16 protein-coding genes and 1 tRNA gene are annotated in these 15,955 nt (G+C 61.8%); 11 read left to right on the plus strand and 6 right to left on the minus strand.

Going from position 1 to position 15,955, the window contains the following annotated elements:
* Positions 1–208 precede the first annotated feature (208 nt).
* The 10 genes from ACR0J1_RS17850 (at position 209) to speB (ending at position 11,268) form a co-directional block, all read left to right on the plus strand.
* The gene (locus ACR0J1_RS17850) at positions 209–1,477 is read left to right on the plus strand and encodes an imelysin family protein (protein ID WP_480734046.1); all 1,269 of its coding nucleotides are present in this window, start codon (positions 209–211) and stop codon (positions 1,475–1,477) included.
* 153 nt (positions 1,478–1,630) lie between these two features.
* On the plus strand, positions 1,631–1,924 hold the full coding sequence (locus ACR0J1_RS17855; protein ID WP_480734047.1) for a (2Fe-2S)-binding protein: 294 nt from the start codon (positions 1,631–1,633) through the stop codon (positions 1,922–1,924).
* On the plus strand, positions 1,872–2,357 hold the full coding sequence (gene bfr, locus ACR0J1_RS17860) for a bacterioferritin (protein ID WP_008756985.1): 486 nt from the start codon (positions 1,872–1,874) through the stop codon (positions 2,355–2,357). Before ACR0J1_RS17855 ends, bfr begins: the two co-directional genes overlap by 53 nt.
* A gap of 13 nt (positions 2,358–2,370) precedes the next feature.
* Complete coding sequence (locus tag ACR0J1_RS17865; protein ID WP_480734059.1) at positions 2,371–3,861, plus strand: di-heme oxidoreductase family protein; 1,491 nt, start codon at positions 2,371–2,373, stop codon at positions 3,859–3,861.
* A complete protein-coding gene (locus ACR0J1_RS17870) occupies positions 3,861–4,871 on the plus strand; it encodes an imelysin family protein (protein WP_480734048.1) in 1,011 nt (336 codons plus the stop codon). The genes ACR0J1_RS17865 and ACR0J1_RS17870 overlap by 1 nt, the downstream gene beginning before the upstream one ends.
* Before the next feature lie 3 nt (positions 4,872–4,874).
* Complete coding sequence (locus tag ACR0J1_RS17875; protein WP_480734049.1) at positions 4,875–5,957, plus strand: DUF1513 domain-containing protein; 1,083 nt, start codon at positions 4,875–4,877, stop codon at positions 5,955–5,957.
* A gap of 102 nt (positions 5,958–6,059) precedes the next feature.
* Complete coding sequence (gene speA, locus ACR0J1_RS17880) at positions 6,060–7,949, plus strand: biosynthetic arginine decarboxylase (RefSeq protein WP_480734050.1); 1,890 nt, start codon at positions 6,060–6,062, stop codon at positions 7,947–7,949.
* 14 nt (positions 7,950–7,963) lie between these two features.
* On the plus strand, positions 7,964–9,175 hold the full coding sequence (locus ACR0J1_RS17885) for a saccharopine dehydrogenase family protein (protein ID WP_480734051.1): 1,212 nt from the start codon (positions 7,964–7,966) through the stop codon (positions 9,173–9,175).
* Positions 9,176–9,259: 84 nt separating this feature from the next.
* The gene (gene nspC / locus ACR0J1_RS17890) at positions 9,260–10,429 is read left to right on the plus strand and encodes a carboxynorspermidine decarboxylase (RefSeq protein WP_480734052.1); all 1,170 of its coding nucleotides are present in this window, start codon (positions 9,260–9,262) and stop codon (positions 10,427–10,429) included.
* Positions 10,426–11,268 carry an agmatinase gene (gene speB, locus ACR0J1_RS17895; protein ID WP_480734053.1) on the plus strand — a complete coding sequence of 281 codons (843 nt, stop codon included), beginning with the start codon at positions 10,426–10,428 and terminating at the stop codon, positions 11,266–11,268. Before nspC ends, speB begins: the two co-directional genes overlap by 4 nt.
* On the opposite strand, the gene ACR0J1_RS17900 is transcribed toward speB, so the two are convergent.
* The 3 genes from ACR0J1_RS17900 to ACR0J1_RS17910 form a co-directional block, all read right to left on the minus strand.
* The gene (locus ACR0J1_RS17900) at positions 11,265–11,855 is read right to left on the minus strand and encodes an HD domain-containing protein (RefSeq protein WP_480734054.1); all 591 of its coding nucleotides are present in this window, start codon (positions 11,853–11,855) and stop codon (positions 11,265–11,267) included. The two genes, speB and ACR0J1_RS17900, sit on opposite strands and share 4 nt — an antisense overlap.
* Before the next feature lie 91 nt (positions 11,856–11,946).
* The gene (lptF, locus tag ACR0J1_RS17905; RefSeq protein WP_480734055.1) at positions 11,947–13,086 is read right to left on the minus strand and encodes an LPS export ABC transporter permease LptF; all 1,140 of its coding nucleotides are present in this window, start codon (positions 13,084–13,086) and stop codon (positions 11,947–11,949) included.
* A gap of 154 nt (positions 13,087–13,240) precedes the next feature.
* Positions 13,241–13,316, minus strand: a tRNA-Trp gene (locus ACR0J1_RS17910).
* Between the two features lie 144 nt (positions 13,317–13,460).
* Between ACR0J1_RS17910 and ACR0J1_RS17915 the strand changes: the two genes are divergently transcribed.
* Positions 13,461–14,165 (plus strand): lysophospholipid acyltransferase family protein, encoded by a 705-nt coding sequence (locus tag ACR0J1_RS17915; protein WP_480734056.1) that lies wholly within the window; start codon positions 13,461–13,463, stop codon positions 14,163–14,165.
* A gap of 15 nt (positions 14,166–14,180) precedes the next feature.
* Here the strand turns inward: ACR0J1_RS17915 and ACR0J1_RS17920 are convergent, their stop codons facing one another.
* The 3 genes from ACR0J1_RS17920 to ACR0J1_RS17930 form a co-directional block, all read right to left on the minus strand.
* Positions 14,181–14,366: a hypothetical protein gene (locus ACR0J1_RS17920; RefSeq protein WP_480532868.1), complete on the minus strand. Its 186-nt coding sequence runs from the start codon at positions 14,364–14,366 to the stop codon at positions 14,181–14,183.
* Between the two features lie 268 nt (positions 14,367–14,634).
* The gene (locus ACR0J1_RS17925; protein ID WP_480752359.1) at positions 14,635–15,729 is read right to left on the minus strand and encodes an AEC family transporter; all 1,095 of its coding nucleotides are present in this window, start codon (positions 15,727–15,729) and stop codon (positions 14,635–14,637) included.
* Positions 15,730–15,773: 44 nt separating this feature from the next.
* Positions 15,774–15,955 (minus strand): EF-Tu C-terminal domain-related protein (locus tag ACR0J1_RS17930; RefSeq protein ID WP_480459566.1); only part of this gene is annotated, 182 nt, incomplete at its 5' end.

A 15,955-nucleotide genomic window follows, 5' to 3' on the forward strand; every position in this document is an offset into this window, starting at 1 on the left:
TTGATCATTTTAGTTAATTTACAACCCCCTGCAACCACCAGAACGCCCTTCGATCCCCCCCATTTATAGCGGGTCAGTGGTGAGGCAAATTGTCTGATAAAAAAACTCAGGTTGACTTTGTTGACTAATTCTCTCAGAAAACGCCCTGTCCGTCATCGCGCTGCAGCGGTGACCAAATACTCCGTTACAGCAGGAAAGAGTAACTGAAATGACCAGATTGTTCGCCGCAACCAGCGCGCTGGCCCTGTGCATCGCCAGCGCCGCCGTCGCCGATGCCCCGTCCAAATCGGACGTTCTGAGCACCTATGCCAACATCGCCGAGGCCAAATATGACGACAGCCTGATCGCCGCCAAAGCGCTGCAGACCGCCGTGAACGCGCTGATCGCCGATCCGTCGGACGCCACGCTGAACGCCGCCCGCGCCGCGTGGATCGCCGCCCGCGTGCCCTATCAGCAGACCGAGGTCTATCGCTTTGGCAACGCCATCGTCGATGATTGGGAAGGCAAGGTGAACGCATGGCCTCTGGATGAAGGCCTGATCGACTATGTCGACGCCGCCTATGGCGGCCCCAGCGATGAGAACGAGTTCGCGGTGCTGAACGTCATCGCCAACCCCAGCTTTGATCTGTCGGGTGAAACCATCGACGCCAGCCAGATCACGCCCGAACTGCTATCGGACACCCTGCATGAGGCGGACGGGATCGAGGCGAACGTCGCCACCGGCTATCACGCCATCGAATTCCTGCTGTGGGGCCAGGACCTGAACGGTCATGGCGCAGGTGCGGGCAACCGCCCCTACACTGACTACGTTCAGGGTGACGGCTGCACCGGTGGCAATTGCGACCGCCGCGCGCAATATCTGAGCGCCGCGACCGACCTGCTGATCAGCGATCTGGAATGGATGACCGCCCAATGGGCCGAAGGGGGCGACGCCCGCGCCGCTCTGGCAGCGGACGAAGCCGCTGGCGTCAGCGCCATCCTGACCGGCATGGGCTCGCTGTCTTATGGCGAACAGGCCGGTGAACGCATGCGTCTTGGCCTGATGCTGAACGACCCCGAGGAAGAGCATGATTGCTTTGCCGACAACACCCATAACAGCCATTACTATGATGGGCTGGGCATCCAGAACGTCTATCTGGGCAGCTACACTCGCATCGACGGCACTCCGGTCTCGGGCGCGTCGCTGTCCGATCTGGTCACCGCCACCGATCCGGCGCTGGACACCGAGATGAAAGCCAAGCTGGCCAATACCATGCTGGCGCTGGGTCGCATCAAGTCCACCGCCGAGGCCGGGTTTGCCTATGACCAGATGCTGGAAGCGGGCAATGCAGGCGGCGAGGCGCTGATCATGGGCGGCGTGAACGGTCTGGTCGATCAGACCAAGACCATCGAGCGTATCGTGACCACGCTGGAGCTGGACCAAATCGACTTTGAAGGGTCCGACAGCCTGGATAACCCCAACGCGGTCTTCCAGTAACACAATCAGGGGGCCGGGCATCCAATGTCCGGTCCTTTGCTGTCTGCGACAATACGGTCAGCCTGTATTGATGCACATCAGAGACTTGTGACTGGACCCGGAAATAATAACCCACTAATTAACTAGGAAATAGCCAAACGGACTCGAGCCGCCATGATTGTCTGCCACTGTACCAACATCTCGGACCACGACATTCGCGCCGCGATCGACTGGATGCGCGCGTCGGATTCGCAGGCCATTATCACGCCCGGCAAGATCTACCATGCCCTTGGGAAATCGGCCGATTGCGGTGGCTGTATGCCGCTTTTCCTAGACACGATGCGCGCGAGCGATAATCTGGAAGTCCCATTGCAGCTCCGCGCACTTCGCGCCGGGGCCAGACAGGAGAGTGTACATGAAGGGCGATCCCAAGGTCATAGAATACCTCAACAAATCCCTGCGGCATGAGCTGACGGCGGTCAGCCAGTATTGGCTGCATTACCGCCTGCAGGACGATTGGGGCCTGAGCGGTATGGCCAAGAAAAGCCGCGAGGAAAGCATCGAAGAGATGCAGCACGCGGACAAGCTGATCGAACGGATTCTGTTCCTGGAAGGCCATCCCAATCTGCAAAAGCTGGACCCGCTGCGGATCGGGCAGACGCCCAAGGAAACGCTGGAATGCGACCTTGCCGCCGAGATCGATGCACGGGCACTTTACAAGGAAGCCCGCGAACATTGTCAGAGCGTCGGCGACTATGTCTCGATGGCGCTGTTCGAAGAATTGATGGCCGATGAAGAGGGCCATATCGACTTCTTGGAAACGCAGCTCGACCTGCACGAAAGGATTGGCGAAGCCAACTATGCGCAACTCAACGCGTCAACAATGGATGAGGGCGAGTAGCCTTCTTTTGCCGGTGGCCGTGCTTGCGGCCACCCCCGCCCTGCCCGCTGACCTGCGGGACAGCCATCTGAACTTCCTGCCCAGAACCGCCGACGAACAGGCTCGCATTCAGGCCGTGACCGCTGCGCCTGACGATTTCAGCGCGCCGCAGCGGTTCGAGGACCTGTCCGCCGGGGCTGCCACCGTGCGGGTGCGCACCGACGCGGATGCGTTCTCGCAGCCCTCGGGCAATCTGAGCTTTGAACAAGAACTGGATTTCCGGGTCGGCAACGGGCTGTTCAAGAAAATCTGGGTGTCATCGCCATCGTCGACGCTGGCCTCGGACGGGCTGGGGCCGCTTTACAATGCGCGCTCGTGTCAGCGCTGCCACATCAAGGACGGGCGCGGCCATACGCCGAACGGGGCCGATGACAACGCGGTGTCGATGTTCCTGCGCATCTCGATCCCCGGAACGCCCGAGGATGCGCCCGCGGGGATCGAGGACTATCTCGCCACCTTGCCCGAGCCGAATTATGGCGGCCAGATGCAGGACTTCGCGCTGGCGGGCCATCCGGCGGAATACCGGCTGGACATCACCTATGAAGAGATCCCGGTGGAGTTGTCCGAGGGCGAGACCGCATCATTGCGCCACCCCACCTATGAGGCCGCCGATCTGGGTTACGGCCCGCTGCACCCCGATGCGATGCTCAGCCCGCGCGTTGCGCCGCAGATGATCGGCCTGGGCTTGCTTGAGTCGATTCCCGTCGAGGATCTTCTGGCCAAGGCCGATCCCGATGACGCAGACGGCGATGGCATCTCGGGCCGGCCCAATATCGTCTGGTCGACCGAGTTCGATCAGCCCATGATGGGCCGCTTCGGTCACAAAGCCGGAATGCCCACTGTGATGGAGCAATCCGCCGGGGCTTTTGCCGGGGATATCGGCATCTCAAGCCCACTGTTCCCCGCCCCCCATGGTGATTGCACGGCGGCGCAGGTCAATTGCACCGATGCCCCGCATGGCGACGGGGATGTGCGCGAGTTCGAGATCGACCAGACCGGCATGGACCTTGTGGCTTTCTACAGCCGCAATCTGGGAGTGCCTGCGCGACGCAATACCGATGACCCGCAGGTGCTGCGCGGCAAAGAGGTGTTTCACACCACCGGTTGCGTCTCGTGCCATACACCCGCCTATGTCACTCACCGGATGCCCGACCGGCCCGAACAGAGTTTTCAGCTGATTTGGCCCTATACTGACCTGCTGCTGCACGATATGGGCGAAGGCTTGGCCGACAACCGCCCCGAGGCGCGCGCGACGGGCCGCGAATGGCGCACGCCGCCACTGTGGGGCGTGGGTCTGACCGAACGCGTGTCGGGCCACACCCAGTTCCTGCATGACGGGCGCGCACGGTCGCTGCTGGAGGCGATCCTGTGGCACGGTGGCGAGGCAGAGGCGGCCCGTGATACGGTAGTCTCGATGCCCAAAGCCGACCGCAACGCCCTGATCCGCTTTCTGGAGAGCCTGTGATGCGCACCCTTGCTTTTGTGACCGCCCTGATGCTGCCTTTGTCAGCGGCCGCGCAGGACCGCGCGCCGATCCTGATGGATGTGACCGAAAACCACGTCCTGCCGCGCTTTGCCGATCTGGCCGGGGCGACCGGGGTCCTGTCAGCCACGGCGCAGGCCGATTGCACGGCAGATTCTGCTGATCTGCGCGCTGCCTATAACGCCGCTTTCGACGACTGGATCTCCGCCAGCCACCTGCGCTTTGGCCCGACCGAGGTCGGGGACCGCGCCTTTGCACTGGCCTTCTGGCCCGACACCAAGGGGTTCACGCCCAAGGCGCTGTCGGGTCTGATCACCGCCGAGGATGCGGCAGTCGAAAACCCCGACGCCTTTGCCGAAACCTCGATCGCGGGGCGCGGGTTCTTTGCGCTGGAACGGATGCTCTATGATCCTGCGATGGCCGAACAGGGCAGCGACGCCTATCGCTGTGCGCTGACCCGCGCCATCACAACCGATATCAACCGCAACGCCGCCGCGATCCGCACCGACTGGCAGAGCTATGCCCCCGCCCTGACACAGCCGGGCGGCAACAGCCCCTATCGGTCGGGGGCTGAGGCGATGCAAGAGCTGTTCAAGGCGCTGACCACCGGCCTGCAATTCACCAGCGACACGCGGCTTGGCCGTCCGCTGGGCAGCTACGACCGCCCCCGCCCGACCCGGGCCGAGGCGCGCCGATCCGACCGATCCCTGCGCCATGTAGAACTGTCGCTGATTGCCCTGCGCGATCTCGCGGCGCGGCTGGCCATTGATCACCCCGAGATTGCCGCCGATCTGGACGCGTCATTTGCCCGGGCCATCGACCGGGCGCAGGCGCTGGAGGATCCGGCCTTTGCCGGGGTCGCCGATCCGCAGGGTCGTTTCCGGGTCGAGGCCCTGCAGCAGTCCATCGACGACATCCGCGCGATCACAGCGACCCAGCTTGGCCCGACGCTGGGCATCAGCGCCGGTTTCAACTCGCTGGACGGGGATTAGACCATGACCTCGCGCCGCCGCTTTTTGGCCGGTCTGGCCGCCACCAGTCTTGCGCCGGTCCGCGGCTGGGCCTCAGTCGGTACGCCCGACTTTCTGGCGGCGGGGCTGTTTCCCGATGGATCGTATCGGCTGGCCGGCCTGGATGGGCAGGGGGCGATCCTGTTCTCTCTGCCCCTGCCCGCGCGGGGCCACGCCGCCGCCGCCCACCCGCACCGGGCGCAGGCCGTCGCCTTCGCCCGCCGCCCGGGCCGGTTTGCCCTTGTGATCGACTGTAGCTCGGGCGCTGTGATCAAGCGGCTCGACGCCCCGGCAGGCCGCCATTTCTATGGCCACGGCACCTATACGCGCGACGGCCGCAGGTTCCTGACCACCGAGAATAACTATGACGCCGCCCAGGGCGTGATCGGCGTCTGGGATGCCGACAGCTTTGCCCGGCTGGACGAGTTCCCTTCGGGCGGGGTCGGCCCTCATGACATGCGGCTGATGCCGGATGGCCAAACGCTGGTCATCGCCAATGGCGGCATCGAAACCCACCCGGACACGGGCCGCACCAAGCTGAACCTGCCGGTGATGCAGCCGAACCTGACCTATGCCGATCTGTCGGGCGTGGTGCAGGAACAGGTGGAACTGCCGCGCGCACTGCATAAGAATTCGATCCGCCATTTGGCGGTCCGCAGCGATGGGCTGGTGGGCTTTGCGATGCAATGGCAGGGCGGTCTGACGCAACACCCCCCGCTGCTGGGCCTGCATCGGCAGGGCACTGCCCCGCGCCTGCTGTCCGCGCCAGAGACCGAACAGAGCACCCTACAGGGTTATGCCGGTAGTATCGCCTTTTCCGCCGACGGCCAGACGGTCGCCATCACCTGCCCGCGCGGCAACGCCCTGCATCGGTTCGATGTGGCCAGCGGCGCACTGACCGGAGCTTATGCGCTGCAGGATGTGTGCGGTCTGGGAACCGGACCCGAAGGTCTGGTGTTTTCAACCGGCACCGGCGCGTTTGGAACCCTGCGCGATGCGCCGTCGATCACGGCACGCCCCGATTGCCAGTGGGACAACCACCTGATCCCTATCCGTTCTTTCGGGTGAACCTCGGAAATCGCCGTCACATAGTTTACACTTGGACGAATCGAACTGCTGCCGTATTGGCGGGCGCGAAACCGGCACCCCTTGAGTTAAGGACTGACTTGATTGAAACAGACGCCCGACGCACCGCATTCCATCTACGGGGTTGAGAAATGGGGCAAAGGCCTCATCGAGGTGACTGAGCAGGGTGAGATCGGCCTGTGCAACCCGATGGCCCCCGATACCGCCGCGATCAGCCTGCCGGGCATCCTCAGCGATCTGGACGAACGCGGCATCAAGGCGCCGATGCTGCTGCGCATCAGCTCTTATCTTGAAAGCGAGATTGCCAAGCTGAACGAATGCTTTGCCGAAGCGATTGCGCGCACCGGTTATCAGGGCAGCTATCGCGGCGTGTTCCCGATCAAGGTGAACCAGCAGGCGCAGGTGATCGAACGCATTGTCCAGTGCGGCAAGAAATACAACTATGGGCTCGAGGCCGGATCGAAACCGGAACTGGTCATCGCGTTGGCCCATCGTCTGGCCCGCGAGGCGCTGATCGTCTGCAACGGCGTCAAGGATACCGAGTTCATCCAGCTGGCCACGCTCAGCCGCAAAATCGGGTTCAACACCGTGATCGTGCTGGAAAGCCCGAAAGAGGCCGACACGGTGATCCGGGTCTATGAGGAACTGGGCATCGAACCGCTGCTGGGTGTGCGAGTCAAACTGACCAATCAGATCAGCGGCAAGTGGGAGGAAAGCTCGGGCGACCGGTCGGCCTTTGGCATGAACACCGATCAACTGGTCGCCGCCGTGGACAAGCTGCGCGATGCGGGCCTGCTGCATTGCCTCAAGCTGCAGCATTCGCATCTGGGGTCTCAGGTGCAGGACGTCAACGATGTGCGCCGCGCCGTGGGCGAGGCCTGCCGGTATTACACCGAACTCACGCGCGAAGGTGTCCCGCTGACCCATCTGGACCTCGGGGGCGGCATGGGCGTCGACTATACCGGCGAAAAGAGGGCCGCCGAGAACTCGATCAACTACACGGTCGACGAGTATTGCGCCAACGTGGTGGAAACCGTGGCCTATGCGATGGACGAGGCCGAAATTACGCATCCGACGCTGGTCACCGAAAGCGGGCGCGCGGTGGTGGCGACGTCCTCGATGCTGGTGTTCAATGTGCTGGAAAGCACGCTCTATGACGCGCCCAGCGGCCCCGAGGTCGAACCCGACGATCACCACATGATCGCGGACCTTGCGGCGGTCCATGGTTACCTGTCCAGCGACCGGCTGCAGGAATGCTGGAACGACGCCACCTTCTATCGCAACGAACTGCGCGCCCTGTTCCGCCGCGGCTATGTCGACCTGCGCCAGATGGCTCGCGGCGAGCGCATCTACCTGTCGCTGGTGGCCCGCCTCAAGGCGCTGGCGGCGCGCGATGATCTGGGCACCGATCTGGACGAACAGCTTGAGAAGGTGGCCGACATCTACCACTGCAATTTCTCGCTGTTCCAGTCGCTGCCCGATGTCTGGGCTATCGACCAGCTACACCCGATCGTGCCCCTGCAGGGCCTGAACGACCTGCCCGACCGCCGCGCGGTCCTGTCCGACATCACCTGCGACAGCGACGGCAAGATCGACCGGTTCATCCTGACCGATGGTGTCTCGCCCAGCCTGCCGGTGCATTCCCTTCCCGATGAGGGCGAGTATTTCATGGGCGTCTTCTTCGTCGGTGCCTATCAGGAAACGCTGGGCGATCTGCACAACCTCTTTGGCGACACCAACGTCGTCACCATCGACCTGCGCGCCGATGGCGGCTTTGACCTGCTGGATGAACAAGAGGGCGACACGATCAGTCAGGTCCTGTCTTACGTCGAGTTCGACCCCGCCGACTGCGTCGCCGCGTTCCGCAAGATGGTGGACGAGGCGATTTCGACCGGTACTCTGCAAGCCAAGGACCGCAAAACCCTGATGAGCGCTTATCGCGACTCGATCAACGGCTACACCTATTACGAATAAGAAGGAGACAGACCATGGGCAAAACACTGGTTGTCGGCGCGGGCGGCGTATCCCACGCAGCCGTGCACAAGATGGCGATGAACTCGGATATTTTTACCGAGATCACTCTGGCCAGCCGCACGAAATCGAAATGTGATGCCATCGCGGCAGCCGTCAAGGATCGCGTCGGGGTCGAGATCAAAACCGCTGAACTGGACGCCTACAAGGTCGAAGACACGGTCAAGCTGATCCGCGAAACCGGTGCCGAAATCCTCGTAAACCTCGCCCTGCCCTATCAGGATCTGGTGTTGATGGACGCTTGCCTTGAGGCAGGTATCCACTACCTCGACACCGCGAACTATGAACCCGAGGATGAGGCCAAGTTCGAATACCACTGGCAATGGGCCTATCAGGAACGGTTCAAAGAAGCGGGTCTGACCGCCATCCTCGGCTCGGGTTTTGATCCGGGTGTTACCTCAGTCTTCGCCACATGGCTTAAGAAACACAAACTGGACACGATCCGCCAGATCGATGTGCTGGACGCCAATGGCGGCAGCAACGATCAAGAATTCGCAACCAACTTCAATCCCGAGATCAACCTGCGCGAAGTGCTGGCTGAAGTGCGCCACTGGGAAAACGGCGCATGGCAGCATAGCCCGGCCATGACCCACAAGGTCGAGTTCGACTTCCCCGCCATCGGGCCAAAGAATATGTACTTGATGTATCACGAGGAACTGGAGTCGCTTAGCACCCACTTCCCCGAGATCGAGCGCGCCCGCTTCTGGATGACCTTCGGCGACGCCTACATCACTCACGCCAAGGTGCTGGAAAACGTCGGCATGACCCGCATCGACCCGGTGATGCATGACGGCAAGGAAATCATCCCGATCCAGTTCCTGAAAACCCTGCTGCCCGATCCCGGTGATCTGGGCGCGGAAACCAAGGGCAAAGCCTGCATCGGCGACATCGCCACGGGTCAGGCCAAAGACGGCTCGGGCGAGAAAACCTACTACATCTACAACATCTGCGACCACGAGGAATGCTACGCCGAGGTCGGCAGCCAGGCCGTCAGCTACACGACGGGTGTACCCGCAATGATCGGTGCGGCGCAGGTTCTGAAAGGCAACTGGACCCAGCCCGGCGTGTGGAACATGGAACAGCTCGACCCGGATGATTTCATGGACATGCTGAACAATCACGGCCTGCCATGGCAGGTCCACGAACTCGACGGCCCCGTAGAATTCTAGATCCAGAACTTCATCTGGCCAAAAATATCCCGGGGGGTCCGGGGGGCTGGCCCCCCGGCCTCTCCACAATCGGAGACGCCGGTTATGTCCGACATGATGACCACCCAAGCGGGCGACGCCGGAGCTTTCCGCAAGTTCGACCTTGCCCGCGTTCCCACCCCCTGCTTCGTGATCGACAAAAAAGCGATCGAACGAAACCTGACAATCCTCTCCGATATCGGCACGCGGTCCGGCGCCCACGTCCTCAGCGCACTCAAGGCGTTTTCAATGTTCTCGCTGGCCCCGCTGGTGCGTCAGCATCTCGGCGGCACCTGCGCCAGCGGCATCTACGAGGCCCGTCTGGGCCGCGAGGAATACGGCGGCGAGGTCGCGACCTTCTGCGCGGGTTACAAGAACGCCGATATCGACGAAATCCTGTCACTGTCCGACCACATCATTTTCAACTCCCCGGCGCAAAAGAACCGGTTTCTTGCCAAGGCAAAGGCTGCAAATGTTCAGGTCGGCCTGCGCATCAACCCCGAACATTCCGAAGGGGAGATACCAAAATACGATCCCTGCGCCCCCTGCTCGCGCCTTGGGACACCGGTTAGTCAACTGACCGCCGAAACCCTGACCGGCGTAGACGGCCTGCATATGCACACGCTCTGCGAACAGGGGTTCGAACCGCTGCAACGCACATGGGTTGCAGTCGAACCAAAGCTCAAACCCTACCTCCGCCAACTCAGATGGCTGAACTTCGGCGGCGGCCATCACATCACCCGAGACGACTATGACCGCGACGGGCTGGTGGGTTTCATCAAAGCCATCCGCGCCGCACATGACATCGATATCTACCTCGAACCCGGCGAGGCCGTCGCCCTGGATGCGGGCATTCTGGTCGGAGAAATCCTCGACCTGCCGACCAATGGCATGGATCTGGCGATCACCGATATCTCGGCCACATGCCACATGCCCGACGTGATCGAAGCCCCCTATCGCCCCGCCCTGATGGACGAGGCAGAGGCGGGCCATACCTACCGTCTGGGTGGCCCCTCATGCCTCGCGGGCGACGTGATCGGCGACTACACGTGGGACAACCCGCTGGAAATCGGCCAGCGCTTTGCCTTCCTCGACCAAGCGCATTATTCGATGGTCAAAACCAACACATTCAACGGCGTGCCCCTACCCACCATCGCCCTTTGGAACAGCGAAACGGACGACCTGAAAATCATCCGGCAATTCGGCTACGACGACTTCAAAGAAAGACTCTCATGAGCATCTTCCTCGACAGCGAACTCAGCGCCGCGGAACGCAGCGAATCCGCCCGCTTCCGCGTTATCCCGGTGCCGCTGGAACGCACCGTTTCTTATGGTTCGGGCACGGCCAAAGGTCCCGGTGCCATCATCGAAGCCAGTAACGAGTTGGAACGTATCACCGGCCATGCAGAACCCTGCGCCGAGGGGATATTCACCGAAGCCCCGCTGGCGTGCGACGGCCCACTGCCCGAGATGATGGAACGGCTGGCCCAACGCACCGAGGACGCAATCCGCGCAGGCAAGGTGCCGGTAACGCTGGGCGGTGAACACTCGCTGAGCTACGGCGCCGTGACGGGCGTGGCCCGCGCGCTGAACCAGCCGCTGGGCATTGTTCAGATCGATGCCCATGCCGATCTGCGCAACGCCTATCAGGGCGAGAAACACTCTCACGCCTCGGTCATGCATCTGCTGGCCGAGGAAGGCATCCGTCTGGCCCAGTTCGGGGTCCGCGCCTTTTCCACCGAAGAGGCCCAAAGCCGCCTGAAAAACCATGTCTTCCACGTGGATGCCGAGGAACTGGTCACCGGTGGCCTTCATGCAATCGACCTGCCCGAGGACTTCCCCGAACTGGTTTATGTCAGCTTTGACGTCGACGGCCTTGACCCCTCGCAGATGCCCGCCACGGGCACCCCGGTGCCGGGGGGGCTGGGCTATTATCAGGCGCTGCATCTGGTCGAGCACGCGCTCAGGGGCCGCCGCTGCGTGGGCTTTGACGTGGTGGAGCTGGCCCCCAACGGCAACGCTGCGTGGGACTTTACCGCAGCCCAGATCGTCTATCGCCTGATGGCGGCCTGCTAGGCGCCAGAGGTCTCGTTCAGTTCCATATGACCGTCGCCTGTGCCAAGGACGCGGCGCAGCATGGGCTCGAAGAATTCCAGCGGTCTGGTCGGGTAATCCGGGTCGAACGCCTTCTGATCGTATTCATGGCAGAAATAGCGGCAGTCCTCCCAATAGGGGCTGTCGCGGTACTTGTCGCGGGCGTGACGGTCGCCGCCAAGATGGTGGTTGTAGTAGTATCCCTGAAACACACAATGATGCTTGAGAATCCAGTGGGTTTTCTCGCTGACATAGGGCTTCATCATCGCCGCCGACAGCTCTCCGTGGTTGTAGGGTGACAGGATATCTCCGGTGTCATGGATCAGGGCGGCAACCACCAGCTCTTCATCCGCGCCGTCCTCGTAGGCGCGGGTCGCGGCCTGCAGAGAGTGCTGATAGCGGTTCACCGGATAGGGTGTCCAGTCCTCGTCCAGAGACCGGATCGCATCGAGAATCCGGTCGGGCAGCGCGGCGTTATACGCCTCTTCATATTCCATGACGGCGTCCCAGTCGGCCTTGGTGGCCTGTTCGAAACTGGTCCAGGTCGGTTTGTGGCTTTTGTCCAACATGGCGGGCCCTCCGGGTCTGTACGCCCTGATCAGCCTAACCGCTCACGCACCCCGCGCTAGCAGATTTGCGACATGCGATCGTCGCTGCACATCAGGCAGGGGCTGGCACCCCGGTCCGGCGGCTGCCCGGTTTGCGGAACAGGGGGCGCCCGGCGATGGCCAGAAACAGGATCGACAATGCAACCCCGATCAGCGCGGGCAGATACAGCAGCCCCCACAAGCGCGGATCCTCGATCACCACCGGCGAGACGAACCCGCGGACGCCTTCCAGCAAGACCAGAATCGTGAAGGCCACAAAGATCTGCGGCCACAGGCCAAAGCGCGAAAAGCTACCCAGCATCAGTGTCGAGTACCCCACCAGCGCCACCGCTACGCAGATAGCCACCCACGAGAACCGCTGATGCAGCTCCTCTATCAGTTGCCCGACCGAATGCTCGTCGGCCACCGCCACGCCTTCGATGTCCTGTATCAGTTCAATGGTGGGAATGGCCTCGCGGCTGCGTTTGCCGATATCGGTGTCGCGGGCCAGTTCTGAGATATCGTATGCGGCGTCCTCGAACAGGGTCGAGGACAGGGTGTTCCCCGCCTGATTGAACCGCAGCGCCACGCCATCCAGCATCACCAGATGAATGCCCGCGCTTTGGTTGACCAGATAGGCCGTAGTGCTGGAATAGCTGACCGGATTGTCCACATCGCGCCGGTCCGAGACAAAAACCTCGTGCAGGGTTCCGTCCAGATCGATCCGCCCGATATAGACCGTGACGCCGGTCGCGGGGTGCAGGAACTCTCCTTCATTCAGCAGTTGCGCAGTGACATCACCGGCCACCTCGGCCTGCCGCTGTTCCAATTGCTCAACCGAGGCCGGCCGCAGGAAAACGCTGATCACCGCCATCATCAGCCCCGCACACAGCCCAAACATCAGCACCGCCCGCGCCAGCCGCCGCGGGCTTGAGCCGGTCGCCAGCATCACCGTCATCTCGCTTTCGCGGCTCAGCCGGTTGGTGGCGTAGACAGCTGCGGCAAAAACGGCCATGGGCATGACCGTCCGGATCAGCGTCGGAAGCGTCAGGGCGGTGAATTCGAGAAACACCATCGCCGACTGACCGCCGCTGATGACGCGGTCGAACAGGCTGACCGAACGGGTGATCCAGAAAACCCCCACCAGTACCAGCGTGAAAAACCCGAACAGCACCAGCAGCTGCCGCAGGAAGTACCCGTCGAAACGCGACATGAGACCTCATCGTCTTAACCTGCGCGGACAGTATTTCATTCAGGCGGCCGATGAAACCGCGATTACGCGTCCGGCGGTGCCATTGCCTCGACGCATAAGCCTTTCAGTCCGGGCGTGCAGGACCTTGTGCGAAATCGCCATGGATGCGGGTGAATGGCAGGGGCAGCAGGGTTCGAACCCGCGACCTACGGTTTTGGAGACCGTCGCTCTACCAACTGAGCTATACCCCTAGGCTGGGCCATCAGATATGTCAGTGGCGCAAAGGACTCAAGAGGCTTTTTGCGTTTTGCGGTCACTTTGACAGGCGGACAAAAACATTGCGCCCCGCGCGCAGTTCTTTAAGACATGGCCCGGTCAGCAGGAGGACCACCGCCTTGAGCATCCGCAAGAAAATCGCCGACAGCGAAGCCGTGCTGAACTGGTTTGCGCGACGGATTGCGACCTATATCCGGCTGGTGCATCGCAACACGCGGTGGCAGCGTATCGGGTACGAAGAACTTGACCAGCTGGCACAGCAGGGTGAGCCGGTCATTGTGGTGCTGTGGCATCAGCGTCTGGCGCAGTCGCCATATTTCTTTCCACTCGATAAAGGGCGCATCTGCTCGATCACCTCGGCCGCGCGCGCGGGCAGTATGGTGGGGCGAGTGCAGAAACTGTTCGGGATGGACACGATCGCGATGTCCAGCCGCAAACGCCATGTTGCCCTGTCGCGCGAGGTGCTGGGCAAGATGAAACAGGGCATCTCGATCGGCATCGCCGCCGACGGTCCGCGCGGGCCTGAACGGGTTTCATCCACCGTGCCGCTGATCTGGGCGCGCACATCGGGCAAGCGGGTCTTCGGCATCACCTATTCCGCCCGCCATGGGCGCGAAGCGGGAACCTGGGACCGTCTGCTGATGCCGCGCCCGTGGCGCAACGAAGGTGTATTCCTGTGCCGCGAATGGACCGATCCGGTGCCACGAAAGGCGACGCCTGAACAGATTGAAACGCTACGCTTGAGCCTTGAACAGCATATGAACGACATCACCGCCGAGGCTGACCGGATGGTCGGCCGCGAGCCCTGGGGTACGAAGCACTGACCCCCCTGCCTTGGATCAGTCCACGACACGATAGGCTGACTCGGTCCGCCCTGGTCCAAAACGCCGCCGCTCGCGGCAAAAGTCGCTGACCTTGCAATTCACTTCTTGTTCGTCATCGCCCAGAACGGCCGCGCGCATGTCGTCCAGATCCTTGCTGTGAAGAATCTGCGACCCGTAGTTCAGGAACTCGAAACCAAACATAACTCTCTCCCCGTGACATAAGCGGACGCTTGACGCACACCCCGCATTCTCTGGCTCGGATCACAGGTGGGTGTTCAGATTTCGGATGAGGTGGAGGCCGGATTAAGAAAAATCCATCAGCGGTCGGAAGAGGGGTGGCCATCGAAACCCTGCCTCGAAAGGATCTTCGCTTATGGGACTACCTTCCCTGGTTCACCGGTTAGGTCCGAGATTATTCGACGAATAATCTCAACACCGGCAATGCAGACGCCTTTGCCGGCATCCTCTGTCAGATCCAGAAGGTCAGCGCCAGCGGCAGCACAAGCAGCGTTGCCAGCGTCGAAAGCAGGATGAACCCCGCCACATCCGGCGCCTTGTCGGGCTGGTACTGATCTGCAAGCAGGTAGTTGGCGACCGATGACGGCATCAGGCAGCACAGGATGACCACACCGCGTTCCGGGCCGGTAAAGCCGAACAGCTTCACCACGATCAGCGCGACAAGCACGGCAAAAACCAGATGCAGTATTGTCAGCAACCCCGCCTGCCGCGCATCACGGACCTGAAACGACGCCAGCGTGTGCCCCATCGTCAGCAACAGAAGCGGTATCGTCAGCCCGCCAAGGATGCTGAGACTGGCCTCAACCGGCTTGGGCATCGGAAGGCCGGTGAACACCAACACCAAGGCCACCAGCGTTGCGTGGATGACCGGAGACCGAAGCAGCGACCGCATCGAAACCGTCCCCGATGGTAGCCATATGCCGATGGAGAACATGCAGAGCAGAATGATCACGACGAAGCCCATCGTGTAAGCCATCCCGGTTCCGCCATAGGTCAGCAACGTCACCGGCAGGCCGATTCCTCCGATATTTCCATACATCAACGGCCCGAGAAATGCGGGAACCGAATACCCAAGCAGCTTGAGGGCGATGTATCCAAGCAGAGCAAAGCCCGCGACCGCCAGCGCAGCGGCGGCCATCACCGCCAGAAAGGTGTCCGCTTCGATTTTCGCGGTGGATAAGTGCGAAATGACTAAGGCCGGAAAACCGACCCACGAGATCAGGCCATTCACCACTTTGTTGTCGAACGGCGCCCTGAACCGGGCGAGGCCATAGCCGACGGCCACGCATATGAGCACCGGCAGGATGATGTTGAGAACATTCAGAAAGATGTGCTCAAGATGTGATGCCATCGCTGCCGCTGGTCTCGCCCACAGGAAATTCAGAATAAAGCTTTGATTATCCTGTGTGAATGAATCCTTTGTGGCAAGAAAAAAGGCCGCTGCAAAGCCGCACACCCGTACGGAGTACTGCACGTCGCGCATTTGAACAGAAAAGGCCGCCCCATTTGGAGCGGCCTTCCTTATTTCGAGGGTGTGGGCTCTCATTGCTCTTTCAGAGCAACTGCCGCCCACCAGTCGGCAGAGCCGACTTACTCGATGATCTTCGACACAACGCCGGCGCCGACGGTGCGGCCGCCTTCGCGGATGGCAAAGCGCAGGCCGTCTTCCATCGCGATCGGTGCGATCAGCTCGACGGTGAAGCCAACGTTGTCGCCGGGCATGACCATCTCGGTGCCAGCCGCCAGAGTCACGGTGCCGGTCACGTCAGTGG

It is taken from the genome of Ruegeria sp. CJ3, assembly GCF_056536725.1.

Coding starts and splice junctions, on each gene's coding strand:
- ACR0J1_RS17850 (WP_480734046.1), top strand. CDS start 209: ATGACCAGATTGTTCGCCGCAACCAGCGCGCTGGCCCTGTGCATCGCC.
- ACR0J1_RS17855 (WP_480734047.1), top strand. CDS start 1,631: ATGATTGTCTGCCACTGTACCAACATCTCGGACCACGACATTCGCGCC.
- bfr (WP_008756985.1), top strand. CDS start 1,872: ATGAAGGGCGATCCCAAGGTCATAGAATACCTCAACAAATCCCTGCGG.
- ACR0J1_RS17870 (WP_480734048.1), top strand. CDS start 3,861: ATGCGCACCCTTGCTTTTGTGACCGCCCTGATGCTGCCTTTGTCAGCG.
- ACR0J1_RS17875 (WP_480734049.1), top strand. CDS start 4,875: ATGACCTCGCGCCGCCGCTTTTTGGCCGGTCTGGCCGCCACCAGTCTT.
- ACR0J1_RS17885 (WP_480734051.1), top strand. CDS start 7,964: ATGGGCAAAACACTGGTTGTCGGCGCGGGCGGCGTATCCCACGCAGCC.
- nspC (WP_480734052.1), top strand. CDS start 9,260: ATGTCCGACATGATGACCACCCAAGCGGGCGACGCCGGAGCTTTCCGC.
- speB (WP_480734053.1), top strand. CDS start 10,426: ATGAGCATCTTCCTCGACAGCGAACTCAGCGCCGCGGAACGCAGCGAA.
- ACR0J1_RS17900 (WP_480734054.1), bottom strand. CDS start 11,855: ATGTTGGACAAAAGCCACAAACCGACCTGGACCAGTTTCGAACAGGCC.
- lptF (WP_480734055.1), bottom strand. CDS start 13,086: ATGTCGCGTTTCGACGGGTACTTCCTGCGGCAGCTGCTGGTGCTGTTC.
- ACR0J1_RS17920 (WP_480532868.1), bottom strand. CDS start 14,366: ATGTTTGGTTTCGAGTTCCTGAACTACGGGTCGCAGATTCTTCACAGC.
- ACR0J1_RS17925 (WP_480752359.1), bottom strand. CDS start 15,729: ATGAGAGCCCACACCCTCGAAATAAGGAAGGCCGCTCCAAATGGGGCG.